We start from the raw sequence: 24,643 nt of genomic DNA, 5'->3' as shown, positions 1-24,643 counted from the left end.
GAACGCATGTCTTGAAGCGACCAGAACGCGTTACAGCATGGCTTTGATTGATAGTGCTGCATGCAGATTATTATCAGAATTTCAAAAATAATCCAGACTACTGTGCACATCGCAAATAAACAAAAATAAACATCGCTCTGACTTGCCTATAAATCCAGAAAGTCCGCACCATGCATGGTTCACTTGATTTTTATTGCCGGAAGCATGGAAAGTAAAAGCACTCATGACAGACTTGATGGCAATAATTATACGTCCATGCTTTTTATTTTACAAATAAATATACGAATAAAAGTAAAAAACGTTTTGAGAATTAAGAACGTGGAAACATCACTTGAATGACGGACTACGACCGCTTTTTATGGCAATGCTATTTTGCCGGGTTCCAGTATGAAAGACGAAAAAAAACGGATGCCGCAGCAACCGTTTTGTACAGCCAGCGAGTGTCACCAGACCTGTTCCTGGCTCAATCGTCGTCTTCCTTCATGTCTTCCACGGGCAAATTATTGACTCTGTTCTGCAGATAACGGCTGGGCTTAAATTTGGGAACCTTGCGGTCTTCTATCATGACAGGCTCACCTGTGCGCGGGTTTCTGGCTTGTTTGGCATTTCTTTCTGCCACCTTGAAGGTACCAAAACGGCTGATTTTGGCTTCGCCGTCTTCTACCATTTCGCGAACTATCTCGTCAAAAACGAAGCTAACGATGTCTTTTACTACATTTCTGGTCAAATCACCTTGATATTTACTGTAAATACGCTCGACGATGTCGTGTTTTGTCATTTTCTATGAAAGCTTTCTTATAACAGTGATCAACTGCCTGGTTTGCAGTCAAAACTGCCGATTTTCTAAAAAGCTATCATATGCCTTCATAAATTGAAAGTCAAAGCGGGCCGGGCGGGTAGCAAAATGCACTGCACGCTGGGTCGGCGGGCAGCAGTCTGCAAAAATCGCTGCTCAGTTGTAAGCAGGAAAGTGACTTGCGAGGGAAATAGATGCACTTGCGCCGCCCATGGGGGCGAAGTATTAAAGGCCGGGGATGGGTGAGGCTTTGCGCACCGGTTCTTCTGGCTGCGCTTTGTTTTTATCTAGTGCATTGAGGCCAGGCAAAGGTGTAGCCAAAACAGGAGCAACCGGCACAACTGCATTTCCATTGCGTGCCAGTTCTTGCAACTTGCTCTTGCCCTCTGCCTCGCTGATGATGTGGGCGTTCGGACCATAGCGCTGGGATACTGTCATGCTCTTGTTTGACCTCAGTTGCAACGACAAGTCATCCATCTGTGCTTTGGCCAAGACTGCATTTGCCTCTGGCAAAGTAGAAGCCTTCGGCATCATTGCTGCCGGGTCTTGTGTCGCCATCTTGCGCACCAGCCAGTTTGACCTCAAGACATCCGGCAATGGCGCTGCTCTGGTCTGATCAGTCTTGAGTCCGGCTGACTCAAAATTCTTGGCGTAGTCTGCCTGCCTGTCCAGATTGGCTTTGAGGTAGGCTGCTGACTCAGCCTGCATGCGCCGGCTTTTTTCGAGACGAGCCGGATCAAAGTATTTTTGCAGTATCTGCGCTTCCCTGTGCTTGAAATATGTTTTTTGCTGCACAGTCATTTGTCTACCATCACCACGATCCAGTCCCAGCAAGTGCATTTGCAGTTTCTGCATCGTCGTATCGAGCGAGTTGTATTGAGGGTTAGCGTCACCAGCTTTCAGTTCGGACTGGTATTTTTTTTGATAACCCTCAATCTGCTTACGTCTTTCAGGAGGCATTTTCGCCAGTTTTTCGGCATTCGCCGCCTGCATGGCCTTCAGTATCTCATCGCCATTCTTACCCTTCATACTGGCGACGGCAGCCTGATACTTTTTGCTGTCCTCGGCGCGTAATTTTGGCATGCTACCTAAACCACTCTCTGGTTTTTTCTGTTCAGTACCGGCTCTCGCACCCTGGCTATCCATCTGTGTCAGATCATTGACTTGCCGGGCCTGAAGGCAAACAGGCAGCGCCATGCCAAGCAACAAAGACAGGACTGCCACCTGATATGCGCAGTTTTTTCTTTGCTCTGGCTGATGAGGATACGAGTTCAAATTCATTGATACTGGCTTCACAAAAAGTATCTGGCGCTAAGGTGAAATACTGCGCAATGCAGGTTCACGCAATTTCTTGGTTTTTATCTGGATAGCGACTTCATTGAGCAATGCGGTCCTGGTAGCCGACAATTGCACTATATTTTCAGCCACTTCCTGTTTTTGGTATTGCATATAAATCTGGTAAGCGGTCATGACGGCAAGCTCATAGTACAAAGGCAGTTCACCCTTGAGTGAGAGTTCAGAATACCATTGCTCTGAACCAAAACGTTTTTTCGCTTCACCGACTATCATTTCAGAAAATGACATTTCCTCAGCAAGCACAGGCGCAGGCAACGGTGGTTGTTGTGAAGCATTCTCACCAGACTTGGCAATTTTGCCAGCATCTACAACCGCGACCGGATTGGCAACCGCAACGGATGAACTGGGTATCGTGCCCGTAGTGGCATTCTGTGCCATATATTTGTCGTAAAATTCTTTATCGAAATGGGGAGTTAGTCCATCATAGACATCCTTATCGACCACACCAGGAGGACGCACCAGGCTTAATGGTGGTTTTCTCTCTGGCTTATCGACGGCATGCTGATAACTAAATGAAACGCCACCGCAAAATGGAGGAGGTATACGCCACGCATTGGTCGTCTTTGCATCGCCCTTGGTAATCACTTCCAGATGGATATGCTCGGGAGCAGGCAAGATGCCGGTATTCGAGGGCACCCCCAATTTGTCGCCGATGTTGATGGAAGAGCCATTCAGCCTTGCCTTGCCATTGGCATCAGGCTCAAAATTTCTCAGGTGACAAAATTTAGCTGCAAAACCGTCTGGCTGTGTAATCACCACCATATTGCCGCAACCTGGAGTAGCAGGGTAGGAATGATAGATACCAGCTACCGGCGATATCACCATGGGATCAGTCAATGCTATTTTTGAGAAATCTGTACCATAGTGAAATTGCCATTTGCCACGGCCATTAGGATTGGCATCGAAGCGCCAGCCGAAAGGGCTGCTGACAACCAAAGATCCAGATTTGATGACAGTTTGCAGGCAGGTACTTGCCGACGCCAGACTCTGCGTCATTAAGCTTGCACATACTGCCGTTGCCAGCAGAAAGGGTCGGAGTTTGAATTTAGCCTGCATTTTTTTTCAACAATGGTTTTAGTATGGACTTGATCGTGTCTTTCTCATTGCGCGTGGGATTCTCACGCTCCATCAGCGACACGCCAGCTTCATAAGCGATCTTGTCGTCAAATCCCAGTCCCAGAGTCGCCCAGTTCAGGTATTGCCTGAGTTTTTCATTGCGCAATTCACCCTGCGCCCGTGTCGCCGCCGTCTGCACTGCCTTGCATACCGTCTTGTCGTATTCACTGTTATGCATCGTATCGACACAGATACTGTTGTAAATAAAATGATGCAAAGTCAGATAGGGTAAATCGAGTGCTACACCTTTATTCTGGTCAGCCATTTTAAGGCGGACTGCGGTATAAAATAAAATTTGTGCCGACACTACCTGGTCATTTGCTGCATACCACGCCATCTTTCTGTAAATCATCGCATAACGTTTATCTGGCTCCGTAGCAATAATGCCACCAGGACGCAACACCGCCAGCTTGGGATAAGCATAAGCCAGCGAAGTATCGATTTTCTTTACAGCATCCGGCTCCTTCAAGGAGAATGTCTTGCTCACTTCGGCTTGATTCTTGGCCGATTTTTCTATCATGTAAAACGAAAACCAGGGATTGTCTTCTGCCGGTTCACTCCCAAGGGTGGTTTGCGCCTGCACCATGCCAGCAGCTAAACCAATCAGCAGGACAAACAAGCAATGATTAAAAAACACCCGCATCATCGTTTAGCAATGTATTGCCTGGTCTTGGCATCAAAAGTAAATGAAAAATTCCTGTCCAGTTTTTCCAGCGCCGTGCCAGCCTGGTTCAGTGCGGTCCCGGTCTGATGCAAGACCACATCTGGATAATCTGACGTCACTGCCCCCGGGAAACTGACAGCGAACTTGCTGTCGGCACAAAGCTTCTTACCCTGGCATGCAGCACCTTCCAGATTATTCAACAACACTTCTGCAGTCTTGAGTGCGCTTTGAGGCTTTTTGTCTGCACCGAATATATACACCTCCGCAGAGGCATAGACATAACCACCTTTGTTGGCGGGCAGTAGAACTACGGCGACCTGGTTTTTTGTCTGTGACAGGTATCCGCCAGCCCCGCTGGCATCTTCAACAGAGACACTGGTCACACCGCCAGGGCCACGCACAGTCATCGCATCATTGCTGCATTTGCCTGATTTCTCGGGGCAATTACCGTCACGGACAAAGGTCGAAATCCAGTAGGTGTCCTTGCCGCCCTCTGCAAGCGCAATGATTTTTTCGACACCTGCAGCTGACTTCAATTCTTGCCCCAATCTGACTGCATCTGCGGCATGACCTGCTACAGCCACTGCAGCCAGGATAATGGCGAGCATACTTTTTTTCATGGTTTCACCAGATATTCTCTATTTCTTTATTTCTTTTTATCATGGCCTGCATCAGCAAGCATTGATGCCAAATTTCTTGCGCCAGAACTCCCAATACATCTGGCCATTGATCTGTTCCAGCGGTACACGCGGGCTCATATTGCCCTGTATGGCTTTTTTCCTGGCGGCAGATAAGGGCGCACCTGTCGTAATATTGTCGTAAATCTGCTTGAAGCCGGCAGCGCCCATATTGTGCATGCCGTACAGGACAAACACAGGCGGTACCCCCTTCACGCCCTGCGGGAAAGTACTGCTAAAAGCAGCTATGTTGGCGATCGCGTATTTTTTCGCCGCGATACCATTCTGATAGGGATCAAACACCTGCTCTGGCAAAAGCCCGCTCATGCCAACGTCAGCCAGTGCACCGGCACCCATCTGATACAAGCCATAATAGTGAGCCGGGCTCACCGCGCGCGGATTCTTGGTCGATTCTACATAGGCATAGTAATGCCAGGCAGACCGGGAAATACCAAAATTGAGCAACGGAGTACCAGAGTCACCGTTGGCAAAGGAACTATTGATGGCGGCGTTCACATCTGCCTTGCCCATGGCTTCATATTTGGCAAAGTCTGCACTGGCAGCGCAGCGTGCCTGCGTCTCCGGTGAACCCGTCGTGGTTGAAGACGGGTCAAGATTAGGATTGGCATCGGCAATCTGGTTGGCCACGTCGGCCCGTGCAGAGTTATCCGCATTGAATGCCACCACTACCTTACTGCGGCGGGCAATTTGCGAATTAAACGAGTGAGCCACGGTACTCATACGCGCCTGTATGACGTCATTACTACCTGAAAATGCCTTTCTTGCGTCGGAATTATAGGTGTCCTCATTGTAGTCAGTAGCTGGGTAATTACCCATACCCATGACATTCTCTGACCATACCATGGCCGCCCGCTTTTCTTCTTCTGACAGTTGGGTAGTCTTTGCCTCACCAGTCCTGGTATAACCTGGCGGCATGACATCAAGATTTTGTAAATGATCGGCTGCTGCGGCTTCGCAAATGCCATTAAAAACATCAGACATGCTGCAATAAGTCGTGGAATGGCGCAGATAACTTGCCTCTGCATCTGCCATCCTTGAAGTACGCATGCTATTGATCAGGCGGGTATTCATGGCATCGGCAGCTATCGCCGTTCCAGAAGAAATCAGGGGGGTGACCTGTGTTTGCGAAACCAGTTCATTACAGACCTTGGTAGGCATATTGGCACCGACTCCCTTGATCAGGGTAGCAGCCGCTGCTTCTTCCGGGCCGCGTGGAGTACTGCCGGGCAGGCCAACCTGCGTTCCGTACAGAAACGACTTACCCTGCAACATGGCGGCTTCGCCATCCTTCTCTACCTTATTACGTGCCCCACTGAGTTCAAAAGCAGCAGCTACTTTTGCGCCTGCACCCCAGGTCTCAGGCAACAGCTGGTAATTAACCAGCGAAGTAGCAGCGAGGGTCACAGCAGAAACGGCGGCAGAAATCGCCGCGAGGATCCCTGTTGATGCCTCCGCTATGGCAATCAACATGTCCGGCGACCAGATCTCGCAAATGATGTAGCCCTCATAAATACAGACACCAGCCCTGGCCGACAAGGAAATAAAGAACAGAGACAATAGCAAAAAACTCAGGTAAGCCGGCGCATACCGCCGCAAACCACTTTTCCTGGTGACGGTGTTTTTCTGCGGCTTTTGCCTGTTGAAATAAATTCGCATGAATGTCATCGCTCTGAGCATGCGATTAAGGATTTGTGCCAATGGCACGCAGAGCCATTTCACGATTCTTCGCGTAATTCGGATTCATGCTCACGGCAATTTCATTCAGGATCGCTACTTGCGTTGCCAGATTTTGCTCCACCCTTTCCTGTTGTACATAGGATTGATAATCCATCCAACTTTTGAAAGCCATCATCTTGTTCAATTCACGCAACAAGCCATTGGTATTGTACTGAGACAAGGTAAGGTACCAGGACTGATCCACAAAACGATTTTCGACGAACAGCTTCATTGCCTGCAAAGGGGACAAGGCCGTAATACCAGGCGCAACCAACCCCATGGAATCAGGTGTCAGGCTGGGATCAACCTTGCGCATCAGGGCGCCATTCTCCATCGTCGCCAATGGTACGGATGCCCGCGCGGCATAGGTATTATTGGCCGACAGCCATTGCTTGCCAGCGGCAGTCTTGGAGATTTCATCGACATTTTTGGGGGTATTCGGTGGTTCACCCACCACATTGACCGCAAAACGTGATGCCGCAATCAGACCAGCATCATCCAGAGGTTTATCAGCAGAGGCGAGAACTGTCTTGGAAACATTGACCGGTGCCTGGTAATAACGTTTGCCTTCTGCGCTGCTGTCCATATAAATCATATCGTCCTGATAGCGTTTGGCCATCTCTGAGCGGATATCCGGTGAACCATTGCGGAAGTAGTTGACCTTTTCCTGCACACTTTGGGAGTCAGGCGTAACACCACCTACCGCCGAACCCAGGGTGGTCGAGGACGCCAGATCATAACAATTGCGCTGACCGTTCAGCATGGGGTCTTTGATATTCAGCAAGGCGATGGCAGCAGCTTCATTGATCTTGATGTCGCCATCAACGGCGATCTTGCCTTCTGCCAGTACCTTGGCCCTGGCACCATTCATTTCAACTGCAGCCTTGACCTTGGCACCAGCCCCCCAGATTTCAGGCAAGATTTGCAGTTCGACGATTTCCGTCATGGCCGCAATAATCGCAGCAGCAGCAGCCGTAACCGCAGCAGCCACTTCTCCACCAGCAGATATTGCGCCAGCTGCCGCCAATGCGCCATCGCCGCAACAGGCGTCAGCACGCAAGGGAATTAATGTGACAGGCACGGCAAGGGCACATGAAACTGCAATCGCCACGAATTTTTTATTCAGATTTTTCATCGCTTAACCTTCACTCATAAGCCAGGGATAGTCGATTGCGACCGGGCAGGCGCAGCAGGTGGCGGCGCCGGCGAGTATACCGGGGGAGGATTTGCCGGCGCAGTGCCGACATTAACAAAATTGCCGAAGGTATTCACACCAGACTGATTAATACCTGAATTAACCGTATTAACTGCGTTGTTGACAGCACTATTCCATGCACCAGTGGCAGCAGCACATATCTTCATGATGATTTCATTAATGAGTTTGTCAATCAACTGGTTCAGGATCGCTTCGAAAGCAGCAGTGAAGCTGAAACTGGTTGGCAAATTGAAAGCAACAGAAATCAACTGAATATTTTCGAGGCAAGAATTAATGGAATCATTAAAGCGCTTGACCGGATCACCAGGCGCTGCGGCAGTTGCCACATTCTTTGCAGAATTATTGATCGCAGTATCAAACTGGTTGCCACAATTTTTTTGCGATCTGGCATTTGTTTCGCTCGTGCCCAGGGCATTTGTCGCGCGCATGTTTTTTTGCGTATTCGCATCCAGTATCACAATACTAGAATCTACTGAGCCCACGGCACCAACAGTCGAGACACTGTCTGCCCTGACCATCGCTGGCATGAGGGCGACAGAGACTATCAACAAACGGCACATCATATTTTTCACAATTTCCCGCATCACTAAGCTCCTTGCTTTCATATCATTGTCTGAGCTACTCAAGCGCATACATTTTATTTATTCTGCCCATTTAATTCGCTTATTTACTCTACTTGTATTCAGTTACTTTCCTGTCATTTCTATCCCGGCCAGCAGACTTTCCACTCAGATTAAAACCCTGGTATGGCGGAAGGAGGACTAGGTGGTGCAGGTGCTACAGGCGCAGGTCCGGGCGGTGCAGGCCCGACAACGACGACATTTCCAAAAGTATTGATGCCGGATTGATTGATGCCTGAATTAAGCGTATCTATCGCATTACCAACGGCAGAATTCCATGCTCCCGTTGCGGCGGCGCATATTTTCATAATGACTTCATTCACCAACTTTTCCATCAACTGTTTCAGTATTGTTTCAAACATTTGCGTGAAACTGAAACTGGTTGGCAAGTTAAACACCGCAGAAATTGTCTGTATATTGTCAAGACAGGTATTCACACTGTCATTCAGTTTTTTGACCGGATCACTGTATGTCATGGCACGCGCCATGTGTTGCTGCCCTTCTGTCAGGGAATCTTTTGCTTTGGTGGCACAGGGATCAATCGCCGCCAGATCTGTCTGATTTGCCCCCACTGCGCCGCTCAGTTCCAAGGTTTTTTGTGCGCCTGCATCCAGCGTGGTAATGGTCAGGTCACCGATGCCGGACATGCTATCAGCAGCACTGATACCTGGCATCAGCGTCAACAATGCCAGCAATGCCATCATTGCCAACCAGATCAACGGCAGTAATTTTTCAGGAATCAATTTCATCAAGCCACCCGCGCGCCCTGTTCAATGGCAGCCTTTACCGCAGCCAGCCGTTCCGGTGCAAATACAGTTTGCAACAAGGCTGTCTTTCTGGCGAAACGCAATCTATCCATCATGAGCTTGAAAGCAACCCGGTCGATAGCTGTCACGCCACCTCGTTCGTACAGATTCTGCGCCTCATGCAGGAAATTAAATTCAATTTCAGGAAACCCAGTTTCCAACCAATACACCAGGCGCAAGGCCCGTGATGAATGCAGATACGCCAGCACAACCAGCAAGTCATTAATGAAGGTGGTCTTTTGTCCAGACTGCACTGCCTGAGCCAGCATGGCTGGCATTGATGCCACCAGTGCAGCCAACTCATCATCCAAGGGTGCTTCGCTACTCAGCACCCAATCCTCGGTCGCATCCATCGCGCCAATAATATACGGCGCACCGGGCGACACGTCGCTCCAGTACGTTTGCAAGCCTTCACTTGTTAAATCAACCATATATTATCCATGCCAGAAAATACAACACTGACGCATTATAACTACAGAATTATTTAAAGAAAATACCCTTGTACTTTTTACTTTATTTCAAAAAACCTTTACAAGTAATAAGTTTTTTAAAAATATTATTTTACTTGTCGAGTTTTTACCATCAGGTTATCATTAATAATTGAAAAAGTGAAAGTAAAAAACTTAATGGTGGTAAATTTGGATAATAAGTCAACATTAAGAAATGCAAATTCAACAACATCCGATGCTGAGGCCACGGATGAATTTGGCGATCATTTGCAAAAACATAAAATGATAGAGGCAGCCCATCATGTTGCCGACATCATGCTGGGCCCGGTAGGCGGTGTACTGGTGGCGCACGCCCTGCATGCCGCAGATATGGCTGCGGAGTTGTACAACCAGCCAAATACGAACAATGCAAATGCCATTCCATTAAACCAGCCGCATCTGACACTCAATGGTGTGCCGACAGCAAAACCGGTATTAGTACTTGATGCGAATGATGACCCCAGAAATCCAGGCAAGAAGCTGCACAAGAAGCCAAGTGAAAAAGTAGTCAACGAAAACGAAAAACGCTATCACGAGAGGGCCTTCAGCCAGGGCATGGATCTGACACCCGCCATCACCCTGCCTACCGGACGACCGGATCTGGCGACCGGCACGGCGCGCAAGAAGAAACGTATTACACCGATTTGATCAGTGTCAGCAAAACCGGATTGAATCACAACACAGTGACAGCAGGCAGCGGACTTTACCAAACAGCATTCAGCCATTAAAGAGATACCCATGCGTACAAGCAAAAAACTCAATATCTACATCTTGCTGGCCCTGGCCGCTGCCCTGGTGGCTACTGGAGCGCATGCGGGAAATTTCTGGGTGCCCGAGGGCCAACAAAACGACTATTCAGTACAAATACTGCGGGTTGTCTTTGGTGATGTCGTTCTGAGAATTTATGAAGGCACCATTGCCGATAATGACAATCATATTCTTTCAAACCTGTTAAGCAAGATGAATGCAGGTGTCCTGGTCATCGGTATGATAATCATGGCTTACACTTACATAGGTGGCGCGGTCCATACCGCCAAGGATGGCGAATGGCTGGGCAAGAAATGGGACACCATGATGGTCCCCTTGCGCACCGCAGCGGGTATGGCCATGTTGTTGCCAACAGTTGCCGGCTACTCCTTTTTGCAAGTTGTACTGATCTGGTCTGGCATACAGGCAGTCGGCCTGGGCAGCAGCATCTGGACCACGGCATACTCCACCATCGCCAAGCAGGTTTTTATTACACAGCCGTTTCTTGCCCCTAACAAAACCGCGAAACAAGCGTTCCTGATGGTGGCATGCAGAGAGGCTGGCAATATGTACGGCATGGAAATTACACCATCGGCATCTGATGGTAAGATAATTTACGCCGCCGCCGGATCTCAAGATGCTGGTAGTGCCGGTTTTTGTGGCTCTATACAATGGAGTGCTTCCAGCACTTGGAGCAAGTTAAAAAACGCCTCTACCAACCTGGTTGGCTGTGACAACCTGTTTTCTACAGAAGAAGGCTGTACCAAGATACTCGCGGATACAACGGCCCAACCGTTTTCATCATTCAATTTTTCCGGGGTCGATGGCGTAGAACTTTTCGATTCTGATCATAAGAATAATTTTGAAAAAATTATGCGCAAGGAGCACGGGAAAATTATTACCGATATGCTCAACAGCCAGGTCCTGAAAGATATGGCGACTGATTTATTGCAGGCAACCGATGCATCCAAGAAATTGATGCTGCCAGGGGGCATATATGAAAATACGCTGGCAAACATACAGCTCCAATATGAAAAGGACTTGATAACAAAAATAAGGGAGAATATGAAGGCCACCCTTTTCGAAGGGAGTACGCCTGAACAATTGTGGATGTTGAAAATGGGTGAGCAGATGAAAAATGGCGGCTGGTTGCACGCAGGTTCTTTCTACATGAAGATAGGCAACCTGAACAATGCAGCGCAAAATGTCATCAACGGTGCAATATCCACCGCCTATACGATTCCCAATATTTCAGGCATGCAGAATGACGGTCAAAACTCTGCTTTTTCAGTTTTCCTGAACAATTTGCAGCAAACCATTATTGGCACGAATAGCCTCGCCACCAAGATAGAGAGCGATACACCAGCCAAATTTGATTACAAGGATATCAGGAAGACCTGGAACGCCTTGACCGATGGCATTTCGACCGGCGTCCTGAAATTTGCCATGGTAGGTGAAATCGGAAAAAATGGCATGGACCCGCTCGTACAATTAAAGGCCATTGGAGACACCACGATTCTTGCAGGGGAGGCTATGCTGGTGGAAGGATCCGGTGCTTTCTTGAACAAGAAACTGGAAGAGACCAGCACCTTGTCCATCATCCTGGCCGCTCTGAGCGGACTCATGCTGAGCATGGGCATGTTTCTTGGTATTATCCTGCCCATGCTTCCTTATGTGTTCTGGGTTTCTGGCGTTGCCTGGTGGCTTATCTCTTTTGTCGAAGCGGTTATTGCTGCACCGATCTGGGCGATTGCCCACATGCACCCGGAAGGACATGATATTGCTGGCCGTGGCTCGCCAGGCTATATGTTCGTCTTATCCATATTGATACGTCCGGCTTTGATGGTGATTTTCCTGTTCGCCGCCATGCTGCTGATCAAACCCATCATGAATTTCATCAATCAGGGTTTCTTCCAATCCATCTCGAATATGACGGAAGGATCCATGGTAGGTATCATGACTTTGCTGGGCACCTTGATATTGTATTCAGGCATAACCACCAAAATGATTATGACCGTGTTTGGTATCATCAATACTGGCCCTGACAATATCATGCGCTGGATAGGTGGCAGTGATTCAGTTGGATCTCAGGCCCATAATACTGCGAACAGCATCCATCAAGGTGCAGAAGCTGCAAGTACAAAAACAAGCGAAATTGGAACAGGTATCGGTTCGCAACGCGGTAAAGTAGTTGCGGCGTCAAAGAAAAAATAGCCTTGATCTTTAATCATGAATGCGCCATCCATTCTGCCGCCAGCTGGCGGTGTGGATGACGCACCAAGTTTCACTATCTTGCCTGCACTTGAGACCTGATCAACTGTAGTGTCGCGAACCCAGTGACCAAATCGAATAACCTGAACTTGCAAAGCATCAGGGAACAGAGTTCAGTTTTTTTCAGCTATGGTTCGCCGTTTGAATTATATCGACAACATGATGCAACTAATTGCTGGAGTCAAAAAAATGGCCTGTCTTTTCAGACAGGCCATTTTTTTCATTATATCGATTCACAACTATCTTTTAGTTCAAGCCTCACCCGGCATACCGGCCGTTGAAAACAGCTTCATGCTATTCAATGGCAATTGAGACAGGAAAGGTAGTTTGGCCCCGATTTCACGGCCACGCTTTGGGCGCTTTACCGTCTGGTTATCCTCCCCGGGAAACTGCAAGCCTGTTCCATCAAGCATATCCAGATTCAATTCCCACGATTTCTTAGACCGCTCTTTCCACACATGCAAGGCATGCTGGTAATACGTCTGCGCCTGCGGCTTGCTCCAGCCATTAATCCTGGCTAATTGCGCCATGGCGGCTTCAAACTCATCATCACTTTTTGCCCGGCTGAGCTCTATATTTTTAACCGAGTGGCAACGTGGGCACAGGCTCATCAGCGCCGTGATTTTTTGCGTGCCCTTGAGCTCATCATATTCAAACACTTCATGACACTCAACGGGATGCTGATGTCCTTGTTCAAAGCCATTTTCCAGGCAGATTTCGCAACGATAACCGGCACGTATGAAAACCGCTTTTTTGAGGCGGTTGAATTCAGCATGACCAAGATAGCTGCGGACACTGGAAAAGCGGCTGGAAAACGGGACAGGCTCTATTGACAGTACTGGTCGGCTCAACGGCACCTGCAACAGATTTTCTGCGCTTGAGGCCGTAGTGACGATCGTCGGACGCAGAGCCGCCATTTTTTTCAATTCCTGCTGCAGGGCAGGCAATTCAGCCGCAAGCACGCCTATGTCACTGGCATGCTTGTTGACTGCGCGGACATATGGAAATATAGCGGTCAGTTGCGTCAGACCAAAGTTCAATTCGTCCCTGAACAGCAGTCCGCGCTCTTCATAGAAATCTTCACGGGCCAGTACACGGCGCTGCGCCAGCGACAAGGGGCCGAGCAGGCACAAGCGCTTGCTTTGCGTATCAGGATCATAGGCAACCACCATCCGCAAGGTGTGCATCGTCAGGTCCGCCCATCTGGTCAGTGGCTGGGCTAAGGGTTCTGAAGATTTCAAGTCCTCATTCATGATTTCGTTCACTGAATGCTCCAAACTAAAACGCACTTATCAATCTTTATGTTCCGGGTTTTGCCGAGTCCGTTTCTTCAACTGGGCACCAGAGCGCCAACCTGCTACATCCGTCTTGAATCCATGTACGATGTTCCGACCCAGCTGGCGCAAGGAACGCAAGCACCAGATCACCATGCGTACGAACAATTTGCGCGGCCCGACCGTCTCAGGATCAAGTTCAGATTGCTGATCAAAGGCATATACAACAAGACAAAGCAATACGACCACCAAAATCCAAAAGTAAACCATTTCTACCTCACACCGTCTTTTTGCTTGCAGCTTTCATTGTTGCAGAGAAGAATGTCCACACGATGAAAAATGCCGACTTGCTTGTTTAAATTTAGCTTAAAAAGACAGAAGTTGCCGTAGATTAATAATAACTATTCATGAATCTTGGCAAGCGTTTAAGCTGTATATCTTAACCTAGCGGCCATGTTCAGCCTATAGTACGAGGTTCAAACTGGTTTTGCTTTTGTTTCTATTTGCAAGCACCCTTGACAAAAAATAAAATATTCAGATAACAAGGCTCGATACCACTTGATCAATGCGCCGCCCTCTCCGGCGATGCCTGATATTGCGCTTGGAATACTGCTATGAAGAAGCAGCAATTTTAACCATCGTTTCAAGAGAACTCAGGCCGCAATCGCTGCTTGTTGCATGATATCCCTGCCAACCTGTTTTTCACTGATTTTGACATTGAATACCTACTCAAGTAGGTGGATTACCTCCTCAAATTTCCATCAACGACAGCGTCAGGAAACATTTGGTTTCAATTTTTTCTGATCATGCGTTCTATTTGATCAACTTCAGGTTGCTCCGGGACAATGAAAGCGTTACGTTCGCCGCCACGTTGATAAATCAGCAGAGGAGTTCCTCTAAATTTGGTATCGCGTAAGAACAACAGATTTTGTGACAAGGAACGCGCCATCCTGTCGTCCGGGGCGACCGACTTGATGGTTTTCCTGAACATCTTTTCGACGATATCGGTTTCACCGCGGTTCAACAAGAAGTAGGCGGCCATTTGCGCGGAGGGGCTTTGCATATTATTACCGCTCAATGAAATGACGGGTATCCAGCGCACCCGCAAGAGGCCGCGCTGTACATAGGGCCGCAGCATTTCCCAGGTTTTATGGCAATGCGGGCAGATAGGGTCAAAGATCACATACACAATATTGTTGCCACTGCCCTCTTCTACCCATGCGGTAGATTTTTCTGCTGCGGCAAAGACCTTGTTCTTGAATTCGGTAGGAACAGTTTCCAACTCACGAATGGTGGTCAGCATCTTGCTTTGCTCAGAGACGGTTTTATCGACTTCGCTCGCCAGCGTTGGTGACAATCCTGGGGCAGCAGCAGGCACGGCCTGGGCGATGCCTGCCTGTTCAGCCAGCTCGATTTTGGTGATGGAACCACCAGAAGAGTTAAATACCTCGCCAGCCGCCAGGAATTTGCCATTGGCAGTGATGTAGAATATTTTCTTGCTGCCATTGCGCTCTACCACCAAGCCCTTGAAGCCGGAAGAGGAACGGAATTCTTTGACGATATTATTGCCCTTGCCCTGCATGATGCGGTTCCAGTCTGGCGCTGACTTTGGCGCAACACTCTTCTGTGACAAGGGCAAGCCGTCTTCACCAAACAGCTCGCCTGAAAAAAGATAATCACCGTTTTCAGTCACATAGAATGTTTTCTCTGCACCGGCAGCTTCTACGACCAGGCCGCGAAACCCGGAAGGTGAAGAAAATTCCTTGACGACCTTGTTGCCACGCGCCGTCATGATTTTCTTCCAGTCAGTCGCTGCCATTGCAGACAGAGAAAGCGACACGCCCAGCGCCATGAGTATACTTTTTACCATGTGTTTCTTTTGCATTACATCATGCCTTCCATAAATTCGGCTTTCCCACTACATCAGTGTGAACAAACCCGCGTTTTTTATATAAGCCAACGCCACCAGCCCTGAGACTGAGAGCAGCACCGGCGAGATCTTCCACACTGACACCATCGAGCCAGCCATCTGCAGCGCCGGCATACACATGGCCAGAATCTGCTGCTGCGCCTTCGGTCTGGTCATTAGTGACCCAGGAGCGATAGCCAGAGGTCAGGTGATAATAACCATGTATGCCCTGGTGAAACCAGAAATGGCTCTGCACCGCCGTAATCAGCGCTGCCAGACGCATATCCACCTGAACTACCCTGCTGCTTCTGACATCCCGTAAAAACCAGCACAGGCGCTTGTAGCCCTCGGCATCGATACGGCCATCTTTACCCCAGAGCAAGAAGTCAGCGCGCTCCGCTGGATGCCACTTCGAAGCTTCGCGCGTCAGATAGATACGGCGCAAAATGCCCCCTTCGCCAGGCTTCTCTGGATAATAGTAATCCGGCCTGAATAACTGTCCAGCTGCCACATTGGCGGCACCCACTGTGGCAGGCAAGATCAGCCCCGCCGCAACAGCAAAGGATTTCGCCAGGAAATCACGTCTGGGTGATTGCGCTGTACTGGTTTCCAGTTTGGCTGGCGACTTGTGCATGTGCATGATTACCTGGCAGCGTATTTCTTGCTGAACGCTTCTAGCAGGCTGCTTTTGCCGCTGCGCTTCGCTGGCGTAGGCTGGCAGGCATAAGAAGCATTGGCAACAATGGCATCGATCACATGCCTGGCATCATTTTGCGCCTTCGCCGCGTCCACACCCAGAAGCCTGTCCATAGCGACCAGAGCAGCATGGGTATGCTGTTGGTCTATCAGTATCTGTGTCTGCCTGGCCTTGCCATATTTCTCTTCCATGGCATACAAATCACTCAGGGTAGTTGCCGTTTGCCAGCCTGTTTCATACGCATTTGCAGGTGCCAGTTGTTCGTGCATGCTGGCCTGTATATCTGCGGCCCACGGGGCGACCACTGCCTTGCTGGCGTCATCCAGACTATCATTGCTGCGGCCAAAGATGCTGATCACGGCACCATCAAATTCCTGTTCCGCCGCTTTTTTCTGGCCGGATCGTTTGCCAAACAGGGTACGTGCGGTGCGCTCCCTGACACCTGTTTCCTGTGTTGCTGACGCGGCCTGACTTTCTGTTTTTACCGGAGCGGCATTGCTGGTGGACTGGACGGCAGCGGATGCACTGTCAGCGGCGGGCGTAGCCTTGGCGATGACAGGAGCTGCTTCTGCAACTACCGCTTCTTTCGCAGCCGCCTGGTCTTTCTCTGCTTGCGCCTTAGCTGCATCAGCTTTCTTTTTCAATGCTTCCGGCGACAAGTCCCATTCCGCCATTTCGCCATAGGCAGGCGGCTTGACTTTGATAAAATGATTTAACCTGTATTTGCCCAGCAAATTACGTTCATCCACCATCCCGCATGAGAACATCCTGGCACGGATAATTCTGGACTTGAACAGGATATGTGCTTCACCCGGCGTTTGCTCTTTCAAGTCTTGCAGGGAACCGCGTGAACGCTGTTCCATGGTGGCGTTCATATTGTCCATGTAGTTGGTGGACATACCGTTGGTGCTGGCCTGCATGCCGCCCATGACCATGACGTCCGCCATGCCTACTGATTTTTCGAAAATTTCATAGGTGCGCTCGGCATCTTCGAGCTTCATGAAGATTTTGATATTGCAATTGGCCGCGATAGAGGCGGCATCTTCCTTGGAAGCTTTCTCAAAACCTGGCATATCCTGGCTGGCGAAGACCATGCTGAAACCCAGGCTACGCGCCTGTGCAGGCATGACGGCAACACCTGGCACGGCATAGGCACCATATTCATCAAGTATCGTCACGAACGGCGACGGCGCATTGGTAGGTCGGTTGTCCAGTACTTCCATCTTGCTGCCTTCCATCTGCGCACCAAGCGTTGCAGCCATCATGTTTTTCAAACTCATGATGACGACTTTACCCAAATTGGCCAGCTCGTCCTGAGATTTTTCCAGTGCGGGCAGCAAGACGACCAAAATACGCCGATTGACGACAACGTCGTACAGATCCACTTCACCAAGATTGGTTTTAAAGATATGGCCCAGCGTATCTGACAATGACCCCAGCACGCGGGTAAATTGCATTTGCAGATAACCATGCTGTTCCAGCGTCGTGGCGGACTGGTCGGCGCCTTTCTTTTCTACAAAGCCAGGCAGGGAACTCAAGTAAGCCTTGATGGCAGCCTGGGCACGGTCAGACAATTTGATGGGTGTGCCATCGATAGGATTTTTGCCATTCGATAAGGCGACGATGTACTTCAATTGCATGAAGTCACGTATGACTTCCACGTCCAGCAAGATACGGCCTGCATCGCGCAGGGATACCAGCGCAATCATCAAACCAGTCAGCAAGGAAATCGCACGGCCCTTCCACATATCGCCGCTGCCACCAGAATCGCCCATCAAGCCGACCAACAATTGTGTCAGTGCATCAGATGCACCAAATGCAAAGGGATTGATGGTATTTGATAACTTTGTCAGTTGCGGGCCTTCAATATCGCGTGAGCCGGTACCAAAATTGATGATGAGGAAATCATCCTCTCTGCCCATCGCACGGCTCATGGAAAAGATCGTGGCAAACAGGCTGGCATCGCCTTTACCATCGACGAAGATAAAGCCTGACCCCTGCATCAGGGCGTTATAAGCCATGGATACCAGGGCGACAGTTTTACCGCTACCGGTAGAACCAAAGATCAGTATGTGGGTGCGCAGGTCATCATTATTGAACCAGAGTTCAGCATCGTCTTTTTTGCGGTTGCCAAAATGCGAGATGCCTTTGGCCCAGGTTGGCTTGTCGGTTGCAGGGTTAATTTCTTCAGGATCGATAATGCCCGAGCGGCCTTTGCCCTCATTCGCAGAAGCATCATAGGCCGTGGACATGGGCATGCGGAAAGGCAGGCTGTAATGCTTGAAGCTGGAGCGTATGTACAGGAACAGCAGGATGCCGAACACAAGAATGTATTCATGCCAGGTAGGCGAGATCATGGCGGCTGCGCCAATCACAAACATCAATATGCTGGCAGCTTCCGGCTTGAAAAGAATGTCTTCTTTTATTCTTTGTAACTGCGGACGCGTATCACGACGTCTGTGATGGGCCTTGACCTCATTTTCCGGCTCAAGACCTGCCTGTTGTGGTTGGGCCATACTTCCCTCAATACTCGATTATGTCAAAAACTGATGTCAATCACATCTGGAGCCGTGCATCTGTCATGCACCAATCCGTTTTATCCCTGCACCAGGGCTGCCATTAAAAGCCGAAATTACCCTGGCTCTGTTCGGGCCTGGCTGCTGTACCTTGCGCTGGCGCAGTTGGTGCAGGCTCCATCGCTGCGCCAGGGCTACCGAGCATCAAGGATGGATCTGGCTGTGCCGGCATGGTTTGCTGCGGCTGGGCCATGAGCTCACTACCGACAGTACGGCTACGGTTGATGTTTTCCATCTGTCGTGCGACTTCCGGATTGCGCATTTCCATGCTGGAGGCGATTTCATCCAGGGATTTTTGCGGTGGGCGCTTGATCATGGGAATGGTCAGCAGCAAATACAAGACGATAAGGACGCCGAGAATTTTCCAGAACCGGGTTTTCCTGGCATTCAGTTTTGCCAGTTTACGCAAGGCAAGACCGGCACTTTGCATGTTCGTGAAAGAAGCCAGCACCATGCCATGCTCCAGGCCATTACCTTGCCTGACGATGAGGTGGTAGGCATCATTCTTCAAATCACTGACCAGGCCACTTGCCAGTCTGGGCAGGACGCGGTCAGGTTGTGCCGCAGGCGCTGGAGCTGGTGTCGCATCGGATTCACTGGCAACTCCCAGCGCTGGTTGCGGCGACAGGGTAGAGCCACTTTCTATCGAAAATATCGAAAAACCCTGTTCTATGGAGGGAAAGCGTATGACATTGGCCACTTCAACTTCGCGTGCACCTTCGAGCAAAATTTTCCCAAGCACAGTCAATTCATGGGAATTAAAGTTTTTGTTGACCTGGATAGCCTGATAGCTTTCAAAGCGATTGATCAGATTCTGTAACATTGCGTTTTCCTAAATAAAATCATATTGAATTCAAAAGCCATCACAGCTGGCTGCCGTAGGTATCGAGGTATTCATCCAGATAAGACTCCAGGCCATCCAGTGCTGTCTTGACATAGGGCCGCATTACTTTGCTACCTGACTGCAGTTCCGCCTGGTAATGGGCAAATATGCCGGCGGATTCCATCCAGCAGGTTCTGCGTCCCAAGGCGTTGAACATATAGAACAGCGTACGGTTGACCGGCTTGAGCCATAAGAATTCGGCAGAGGCCACCACGCCACTGGTACGCGCCTTGTCCAGCAAGGCCAGCATGGCTGTCGCCATATAGGCATGGCGCGAAAGAATTTTTACAATGGCATCGGTATTTTTATATTTCTCGAAGCAGGCCAGACCTAGTTCAGTATCGAATTTCTCCATTGCCAGCTTGGCTGACAGATCATTGCTGGCGACACCGGCTGCTGTGCTGGATGCTGATAATTGATTCAATATCTTCAGCGCAGTTTTTTTGTCGCCACTGATCTTGGTCATGAAAGAACCCAACAAAGCTTTAAGATACGGCGGCAAATCATTGAACGATACAAACTTTGGACCGAGTTGCCTGATCAATGCAACCTCTGCGCTGGCGCGGTCGAGACGGCGTTTATCAACGGCCAAGCCGCTGACAGGCGAAGTCTCCTGGTAAATTTCCCATAACTGGTTTTTTTCCACCCACTCCTTGGGAGTCGTGCTCCAGGCCCAGCGGCCGCTATCGACTGGCACCTTCAGGAGATTGGCGTCCAGCACCGGTGTAATGCAAGGCCACAAAGCCACTTCTTTTTTTGCCAGGCTGAACATGTCCCAGCGGCGTTTGAATTTTTGCGATGGATGTTTGAAGAAAATATAGACGCCCATGGCAATGCACAACAACATGGCGGGTATCTTCGTGTATTTTCCTATCAGTTCGCCATTGGCAGCAAACTCGCTGTATTCCACATTGCCATAAGGGACGCTACGCATCCATTCGATAGCCGCACGCACATCGGCATCGAACAAGCCTATCAATGGTCCGGTCACGTAAGAACGGAACAGGAAAACTGCGCCGACAATAAAACCCTTGCCAACAAACCAGAGTATCAACACACCTGCGGCAAACAACAACATGGCCCACAGGCCTTCGTTGGAAGTATCGTTACCGGAATTACCTGCTTGTGGTGGCGGCATGCCCTGCTCCTGCGATTAAATATTCCCATCTGCCTTTGCTGGCATCGTACACAGCCAGTGACCGGAACCAGTTCAAAAATTCTATGTCTCGTTGAATTGCCTGATATTTTTTATACACATTACCTACATAAACTGACCGGTAAGGCTCATTCGCCGAATGATATAAACCTATTGCACACCACACATCCGATTTGCAGGCGAGATATCTGAGCTTGAAAATATTCGCCCCTACATAGGCGTTCAGGCAGTTATCTTTCAGCACCCGGTTCAAGGGAATGCGATGCTCCGCCAGGTACTCCCTCCAGCTCGCATCATTAATCTGGAAACGGCCATAATCCTTAGTGCGGTTTGCATTTGCTGAGGTCTGTCCCGACGAGCCACGTTCCTGCGCATATATTGCCAGCAATGCCATGGATGGCACCTTGTAATACTCAGAGGCACCTTTAATACAGGAATAAAAGGCTGGTTCCGAGCTGATATCCACGGGCGCAATATAGGCATCCACGAACCTGTCCTCAATGATTATTGTGGTTCTTGTTCAGATCGATGATCTTGGAAGACTCTTCGGTACGTCTGCCTGCATCTTCTTCTGTTTTTTCACTCAAGCCCGCACTGATATCCTTGACACTTTCAGAAAGGAAGGGAAACAATATTCCCAGGTACTCAGCAAATGAAAACAGCGCCCGGTACCGTATCTGGGTGAGGCGAAAATGGGCAACCAGCCATCGCGTGCCTATCATCAGCATGACAGCCAGAGAAGTCACCAGATGCGTCAGCGGATTTTGCGAATATGGAGAGCCGCAGGCAAACAGGAAAGCGACTGCTGTCAGCAATGCGTAAATAGTCGTTTCTTTTTTCCTGTAAGCCAGGAATTCGGCAATATCATCCTCACTCCAACCCAGACGCTCCTGGGCTTCATTAAAACTTTCTTCCCTCTCCGAACGCGCGCTGGTAAACAAGCGTTTGAACGCACTACGGGTAATACCGACCGCTTTCTGCGCATCTCCAGAAGGAACAAGTTTGCGCCTGAGTGGCGATGCTTCTTTTTTTTCCGTCATTGGAACTCCACAAGCAGCAGCGATTAAGTATTGTCAGGCTCAGGCATGGGGGTAAGCACCATCTGGAATAAGTCCAGCAAGCCGTTGGCATTGACGATTTTTTTTTCTTCCAGCTCTTCCAACAGGCGTCCATCATCTATCTCAAAACGCCAGTCTTTCACCTTACGGTAACTGTACTGGTGCATGCGTTCGATGGCGTCATGCACAAACAATAAAATGACCGACGGTGAAACCTGCAAACCTGCATCTGAAATCTGTGCACGATAGCCAGTGCGGCTCTGGAAACTGGGATCAGGAATCCAGTCAATACCAAAACCCGGGGCCAGCGTACCCTGTACAGGCGCCACAGCATAATCGCCTTCAAAAAAAGTATCTTTATAGTGCCGCTCTGCCAGGTACAACATGGCTGGAAACAAGCCCTCCTCACCATATACCCAGTCATTTTCACTATCACCATAGACGATGCCATCATGGACACGGCCATCGGCATTATTGGCAAAGAAAATGTATTGCGGTGCGAGCAGAGACTCCATGGTCTGACGCAGTACAGGCAGGGCATTTATGTTGACTGCGGCGCTGATGGCTACGGCATTCATTTGGCACGTATCTCCAGGATTTTCAATTCGCATACTTGATTCATGGCATCCAGCGCCAGTTTTTTATCAACCTTGCCTATCAGACCCAACTGCACTGCACGGTTTTGCGGAGAAATGTAATACTGCTCTTCAATCAGGGTGCCAAACAAAGTGCTGATGTACTGCATGGGTTTGCTACCGGCCTCACGCACAAAGGGCAGGCGCATGACCTGCTCGCTCAACTGCCTGGCTTTTTCTTCATAAGGCGGAAAGGCCTCGCCGCGTGATCCTGCCAGCAATGCGCCCATGGCGACTTCAGAAAACCCGGCACAGATTTGACTGGCCTGTGCCATCGAAAACACGGAGGGAAGCCCACTACCCGCCTCTTTCTGGCCAAAAGAATTTTGCGCATTAGCCGCTGGCGCAACCGCAGTGTCGACACCCGACTGGTCCTGGGGAGTATTTAAAGGCTTGGACATATCCAAAGCCGGTGCTACAGCATTGCCTCGGGCGTTGCCGGACAAACCAAAATCACCACTTACCGTTGCCGCAGTTTCCCCACCTTTGACGCCATTACCAGCCATGCCGGTATAGGCCGCCAAAGCGCAAGAAAGCGCGATCAGCAACAAAGCCGCAACACCCGCATATTGCAAAACCTGAGGCTTGCCATCACCCGCAGGCATGTACATGCGCGTTCCCAGTAACAACAAGCCCAGGATAAAGAAAGAAGTAGCTGCGTAAACCATGAACTTTATTTACCTGAACGGAAGTAGTCAGCGAAAGCGGTCTTGCCTGCCGCTTTTTCTGCCGCGGCACGCTCTTGCTCATCACGCTGTGCTTCGGCAGCTTCGGCCATCGCATCTCTGAGTTCTATACGGATATAACGCTCTTTTTCAAAAACCGTGATCTGCACGCTTTTTGTACGCAAGCGTTTGGTCTCTTGATATTGGTGGAAACTATTTCTTCCTTCATCGGAAAAATAAGCCAGGTCTTCCATGGCGGCATACAGGTTGCCAACAAAGCTGCCGTCAGACTGTACATACGGGTCCCAGCCCAGCGGAATGCGGGATTCAAAGCGAAAAGCATAACGATGCGCCCACGCATCCACATGTTGCCCCAGGGTGTGTCCACGTTCATAAAACCAGGTGTAATTCATGGTCACGGGATCTGCTTTGGCATAATCAGCAGCCTGCGCAGGTTCCAGCTTCATGTTACGCATGAAAGGTGAAGGCGATTTTGCCGGTAAGTCGACTATGCCCCTGAAATTGTTTTCTGGAATAACTTCACGATACTGCGCTGTTGTTTGCCGCGTGGCACAGCCCGATACAGAGAGCGCTGCCATCACTACTACCATAGAAAAAACTTTCACCTGTCACTCCTCTATACAGCGAATCCGACTTGATAATCCAGCGATACCGGCGCGCGTTCTAATAAATTCACAGCGTAGCCACCAGCCTCCTCCAGCTTCACCAGACCGCAGCCATCGCGAAACAGGAAAGACATGGCAAATGCCTGCTGCCCATCCGAACCATACATGCTGACTGCCCGGGCGATCATTTCATTCATGACATAGCGGGTGTTCAAATGCAGGGATTTGATGTCATAGTCCAGCTCAACTGCTTCAGACACGGCGACATCTACCTGCAATTGCCCAGCTGGTCTCGATAAAAAAATCATGCAGTTGTGAAAACAAAATGGTGCAATCACTCCTGCATCCAACACCATTTGCATATCCAGCAAATATTGCACACAGAGTTGCACTGCTTTTTGCAGGGCAATTTCTTCTGCAGGCTTTATAGCCACAGCCACTTCACCAGCGTGCAGATTCGATTCCAGGTTCACAACAAACACTCTATGCAAGTCAATAAAAAAGCAGCCATTGGCTGCTTTACTGTTCAATACAGATATATGTGATTGGTGTATGCGCACCGGCTTTTTTTGCATGACCAGATCAGACTGGCAGCAAGCCGGAAGAATGCAGACTCAGGATCTTTTCATACAACCTGCCACACCGGGCAGGCTATCTGTAAAACGTCCCT

Annotated in this window: 25 protein-coding genes; 2 read left to right on the top strand and 23 right to left on the bottom strand. The window is 49.5% G+C overall.

The genetic code is table 11. The features are described 5' to 3' along the window. Nucleotides 1-463 precede the first annotated feature (463 nt). From ACO0LG_RS14945 to ACO0LG_RS14900, 10 genes are all read right to left on the bottom strand, one after another. Nucleotides 464-778 (bottom strand): HU family DNA-binding protein, encoded by a 315-nt coding sequence (locus ACO0LG_RS14945; protein WP_423027656.1) that lies wholly within the window; start codon nt 776-778, stop codon nt 464-466. Between the two features lie 243 nt (nt 779-1,021). After that, nucleotides 1,022-2,020 carry a hypothetical protein gene (locus tag ACO0LG_RS14940; protein ID WP_423027654.1) on the bottom strand — a complete coding sequence of 333 codons (999 nt, stop codon included), beginning with the start codon at nt 2,018-2,020 and terminating at the stop codon, nt 1,022-1,024. An 87-nt stretch (nt 2,021-2,107) separates the two neighbouring features. Then, nucleotides 2,108-3,148, bottom strand: a complete 1,041-nt coding sequence (locus ACO0LG_RS14935; RefSeq protein ID WP_423027652.1) for a M23 family metallopeptidase — start codon at nt 3,146-3,148, stop codon at nt 2,108-2,110. Nucleotides 3,149-3,197: 49 nt separating this feature from the next. Beyond that, nucleotides 3,198-3,887, bottom strand: a complete 690-nt coding sequence (locus ACO0LG_RS14930; RefSeq protein ID WP_423027650.1) for a hypothetical protein — start codon at nt 3,885-3,887, stop codon at nt 3,198-3,200. A 23-nt stretch (nt 3,888-3,910) separates the two neighbouring features. Next, nucleotides 3,911-4,552, bottom strand: coding sequence for a hypothetical protein (locus ACO0LG_RS14925; RefSeq protein ID WP_423027648.1), 642 nt, complete (start codon nt 4,550-4,552; stop codon nt 3,911-3,913). Between the two features lie 51 nt (nt 4,553-4,603). Then, entirely contained in the window at nt 4,604-6,286 is a 1,683-nt protein-coding gene (locus tag ACO0LG_RS14920) for a hypothetical protein (RefSeq protein WP_423027646.1), read from the bottom strand. A 25-nt stretch (nt 6,287-6,311) separates the two neighbouring features. Then, nucleotides 6,312-7,481 (bottom strand): hypothetical protein, encoded by a 1,170-nt coding sequence (locus ACO0LG_RS14915; RefSeq protein WP_423027644.1) that lies wholly within the window; start codon nt 7,479-7,481, stop codon nt 6,312-6,314. A 14-nt stretch (nt 7,482-7,495) separates the two neighbouring features. Next, a complete protein-coding gene (locus ACO0LG_RS14910; RefSeq protein ID WP_423027642.1) occupies nt 7,496-8,146 on the bottom strand; it encodes a hypothetical protein in 651 nt (216 codons plus the stop codon). 149 nt (nt 8,147-8,295) lie between these two features. After that, nucleotides 8,296-8,931: a hypothetical protein gene (locus ACO0LG_RS14905; protein ID WP_423027640.1), complete on the bottom strand. Its 636-nt coding sequence runs from the start codon at nt 8,929-8,931 to the stop codon at nt 8,296-8,298. Then, nucleotides 8,931-9,419 (bottom strand): hypothetical protein, encoded by a 489-nt coding sequence (locus tag ACO0LG_RS14900; RefSeq protein ID WP_423027638.1) that lies wholly within the window; start codon nt 9,417-9,419, stop codon nt 8,931-8,933. Before ACO0LG_RS14900 ends, ACO0LG_RS14905 begins: the two co-directional genes overlap by 1 nt. 285 nt (nt 9,420-9,704) lie before the next feature. Between ACO0LG_RS14900 and ACO0LG_RS14895 the strand changes: the two genes are divergently transcribed. After that, a complete protein-coding gene (locus ACO0LG_RS14895) occupies nt 9,705-10,124 on the top strand; it encodes a hypothetical protein (RefSeq protein ID WP_423027636.1) in 420 nt (139 codons plus the stop codon). 90 nt (nt 10,125-10,214) lie between these two features. After that, nucleotides 10,215-12,437 (top strand): DotA/TraY family protein, encoded by a 2,223-nt coding sequence (locus ACO0LG_RS14890; RefSeq protein WP_423027635.1) that lies wholly within the window; start codon nt 10,215-10,217, stop codon nt 12,435-12,437. Between the two features lie 308 nt (nt 12,438-12,745). On the opposite strand, the gene ACO0LG_RS14885 is transcribed toward ACO0LG_RS14890, so the two are convergent. The 13 genes from ACO0LG_RS14885 to ACO0LG_RS14825 form a co-directional block, all read right to left on the bottom strand. Continuing rightward, nucleotides 12,746-13,759 (bottom strand): HNH endonuclease, encoded by a 1,014-nt coding sequence (locus tag ACO0LG_RS14885; RefSeq protein ID WP_423027633.1) that lies wholly within the window; start codon nt 13,757-13,759, stop codon nt 12,746-12,748. Between the two features lie 27 nt (nt 13,760-13,786). Next, entirely contained in the window at nt 13,787-14,038 is a 252-nt protein-coding gene (locus ACO0LG_RS14880) for a hypothetical protein (RefSeq protein WP_423027631.1), read from the bottom strand. 520 nt (nt 14,039-14,558) lie between these two features. After that, complete coding sequence (locus tag ACO0LG_RS14875) at nt 14,559-15,638, bottom strand: hypothetical protein (RefSeq protein WP_423027629.1); 1,080 nt, start codon at nt 15,636-15,638, stop codon at nt 14,559-14,561. A 19-nt stretch (nt 15,639-15,657) separates the two neighbouring features. Further along, nucleotides 15,658-16,317: a YcbK family protein gene (locus ACO0LG_RS14870; protein WP_423027627.1), complete on the bottom strand. Its 660-nt coding sequence runs from the start codon at nt 16,315-16,317 to the stop codon at nt 15,658-15,660. A gap of 2 nt (nt 16,318-16,319) precedes the next feature. Continuing rightward, nucleotides 16,320-18,890, bottom strand: coding sequence for a type IV secretory system conjugative DNA transfer family protein (locus ACO0LG_RS14865; RefSeq protein WP_423027625.1), 2,571 nt, complete (start codon nt 18,888-18,890; stop codon nt 16,320-16,322). A gap of 103 nt (nt 18,891-18,993) precedes the next feature. Next, nucleotides 18,994-19,773: a hypothetical protein gene (locus ACO0LG_RS14860; protein WP_423027623.1), complete on the bottom strand. Its 780-nt coding sequence runs from the start codon at nt 19,771-19,773 to the stop codon at nt 18,994-18,996. A 40-nt stretch (nt 19,774-19,813) separates the two neighbouring features. Then, nucleotides 19,814-20,971: a type IVB secretion system coupling complex protein DotM/IcmP gene (gene icmP, locus ACO0LG_RS14855; RefSeq protein ID WP_423027621.1), complete on the bottom strand. Its 1,158-nt coding sequence runs from the start codon at nt 20,969-20,971 to the stop codon at nt 19,814-19,816. Beyond that, nucleotides 20,949-21,455: a lytic transglycosylase domain-containing protein gene (locus tag ACO0LG_RS14850; protein WP_423027991.1), complete on the bottom strand. Its 507-nt coding sequence runs from the start codon at nt 21,453-21,455 to the stop codon at nt 20,949-20,951. The genes icmP and ACO0LG_RS14850 overlap by 23 nt, the downstream gene beginning before the upstream one ends. Before the next feature lie 31 nt (nt 21,456-21,486). Beyond that, a complete protein-coding gene (locus ACO0LG_RS14845) occupies nt 21,487-22,029 on the bottom strand; it encodes a hypothetical protein (protein ID WP_423027619.1) in 543 nt (180 codons plus the stop codon). Nucleotides 22,030-22,052: 23 nt separating this feature from the next. Further along, nucleotides 22,053-22,625, bottom strand: coding sequence for a hypothetical protein (locus ACO0LG_RS14840; RefSeq protein ID WP_423027617.1), 573 nt, complete (start codon nt 22,623-22,625; stop codon nt 22,053-22,055). After that, a complete protein-coding gene (locus ACO0LG_RS14835) occupies nt 22,622-23,350 on the bottom strand; it encodes a hypothetical protein (RefSeq protein ID WP_423027615.1) in 729 nt (242 codons plus the stop codon). The genes ACO0LG_RS14840 and ACO0LG_RS14835 overlap by 4 nt, the downstream gene beginning before the upstream one ends. A gap of 5 nt (nt 23,351-23,355) precedes the next feature. Then, nucleotides 23,356-23,973, bottom strand: coding sequence for a hypothetical protein (locus tag ACO0LG_RS14830; protein WP_423027613.1), 618 nt, complete (start codon nt 23,971-23,973; stop codon nt 23,356-23,358). A gap of 11 nt (nt 23,974-23,984) precedes the next feature. Further along, nucleotides 23,985-24,503, bottom strand: a complete 519-nt coding sequence (locus ACO0LG_RS14825) for a hypothetical protein (RefSeq protein WP_423027611.1) — start codon at nt 24,501-24,503, stop codon at nt 23,985-23,987. Between the last annotated feature and the right edge of the window lie 140 nt (nt 24,504-24,643).

The sequence above is a fragment of the Undibacterium sp. Ji42W genome, from assembly GCF_049340405.1.
Lineage (GTDB): Bacteria > Pseudomonadota > Gammaproteobacteria > Burkholderiales > Burkholderiaceae_D > Undibacterium.
The sequence above is the reverse complement of the archived record's forward strand: the minus strand, read 5'-3'. Positions and strand labels throughout refer to the sequence as shown.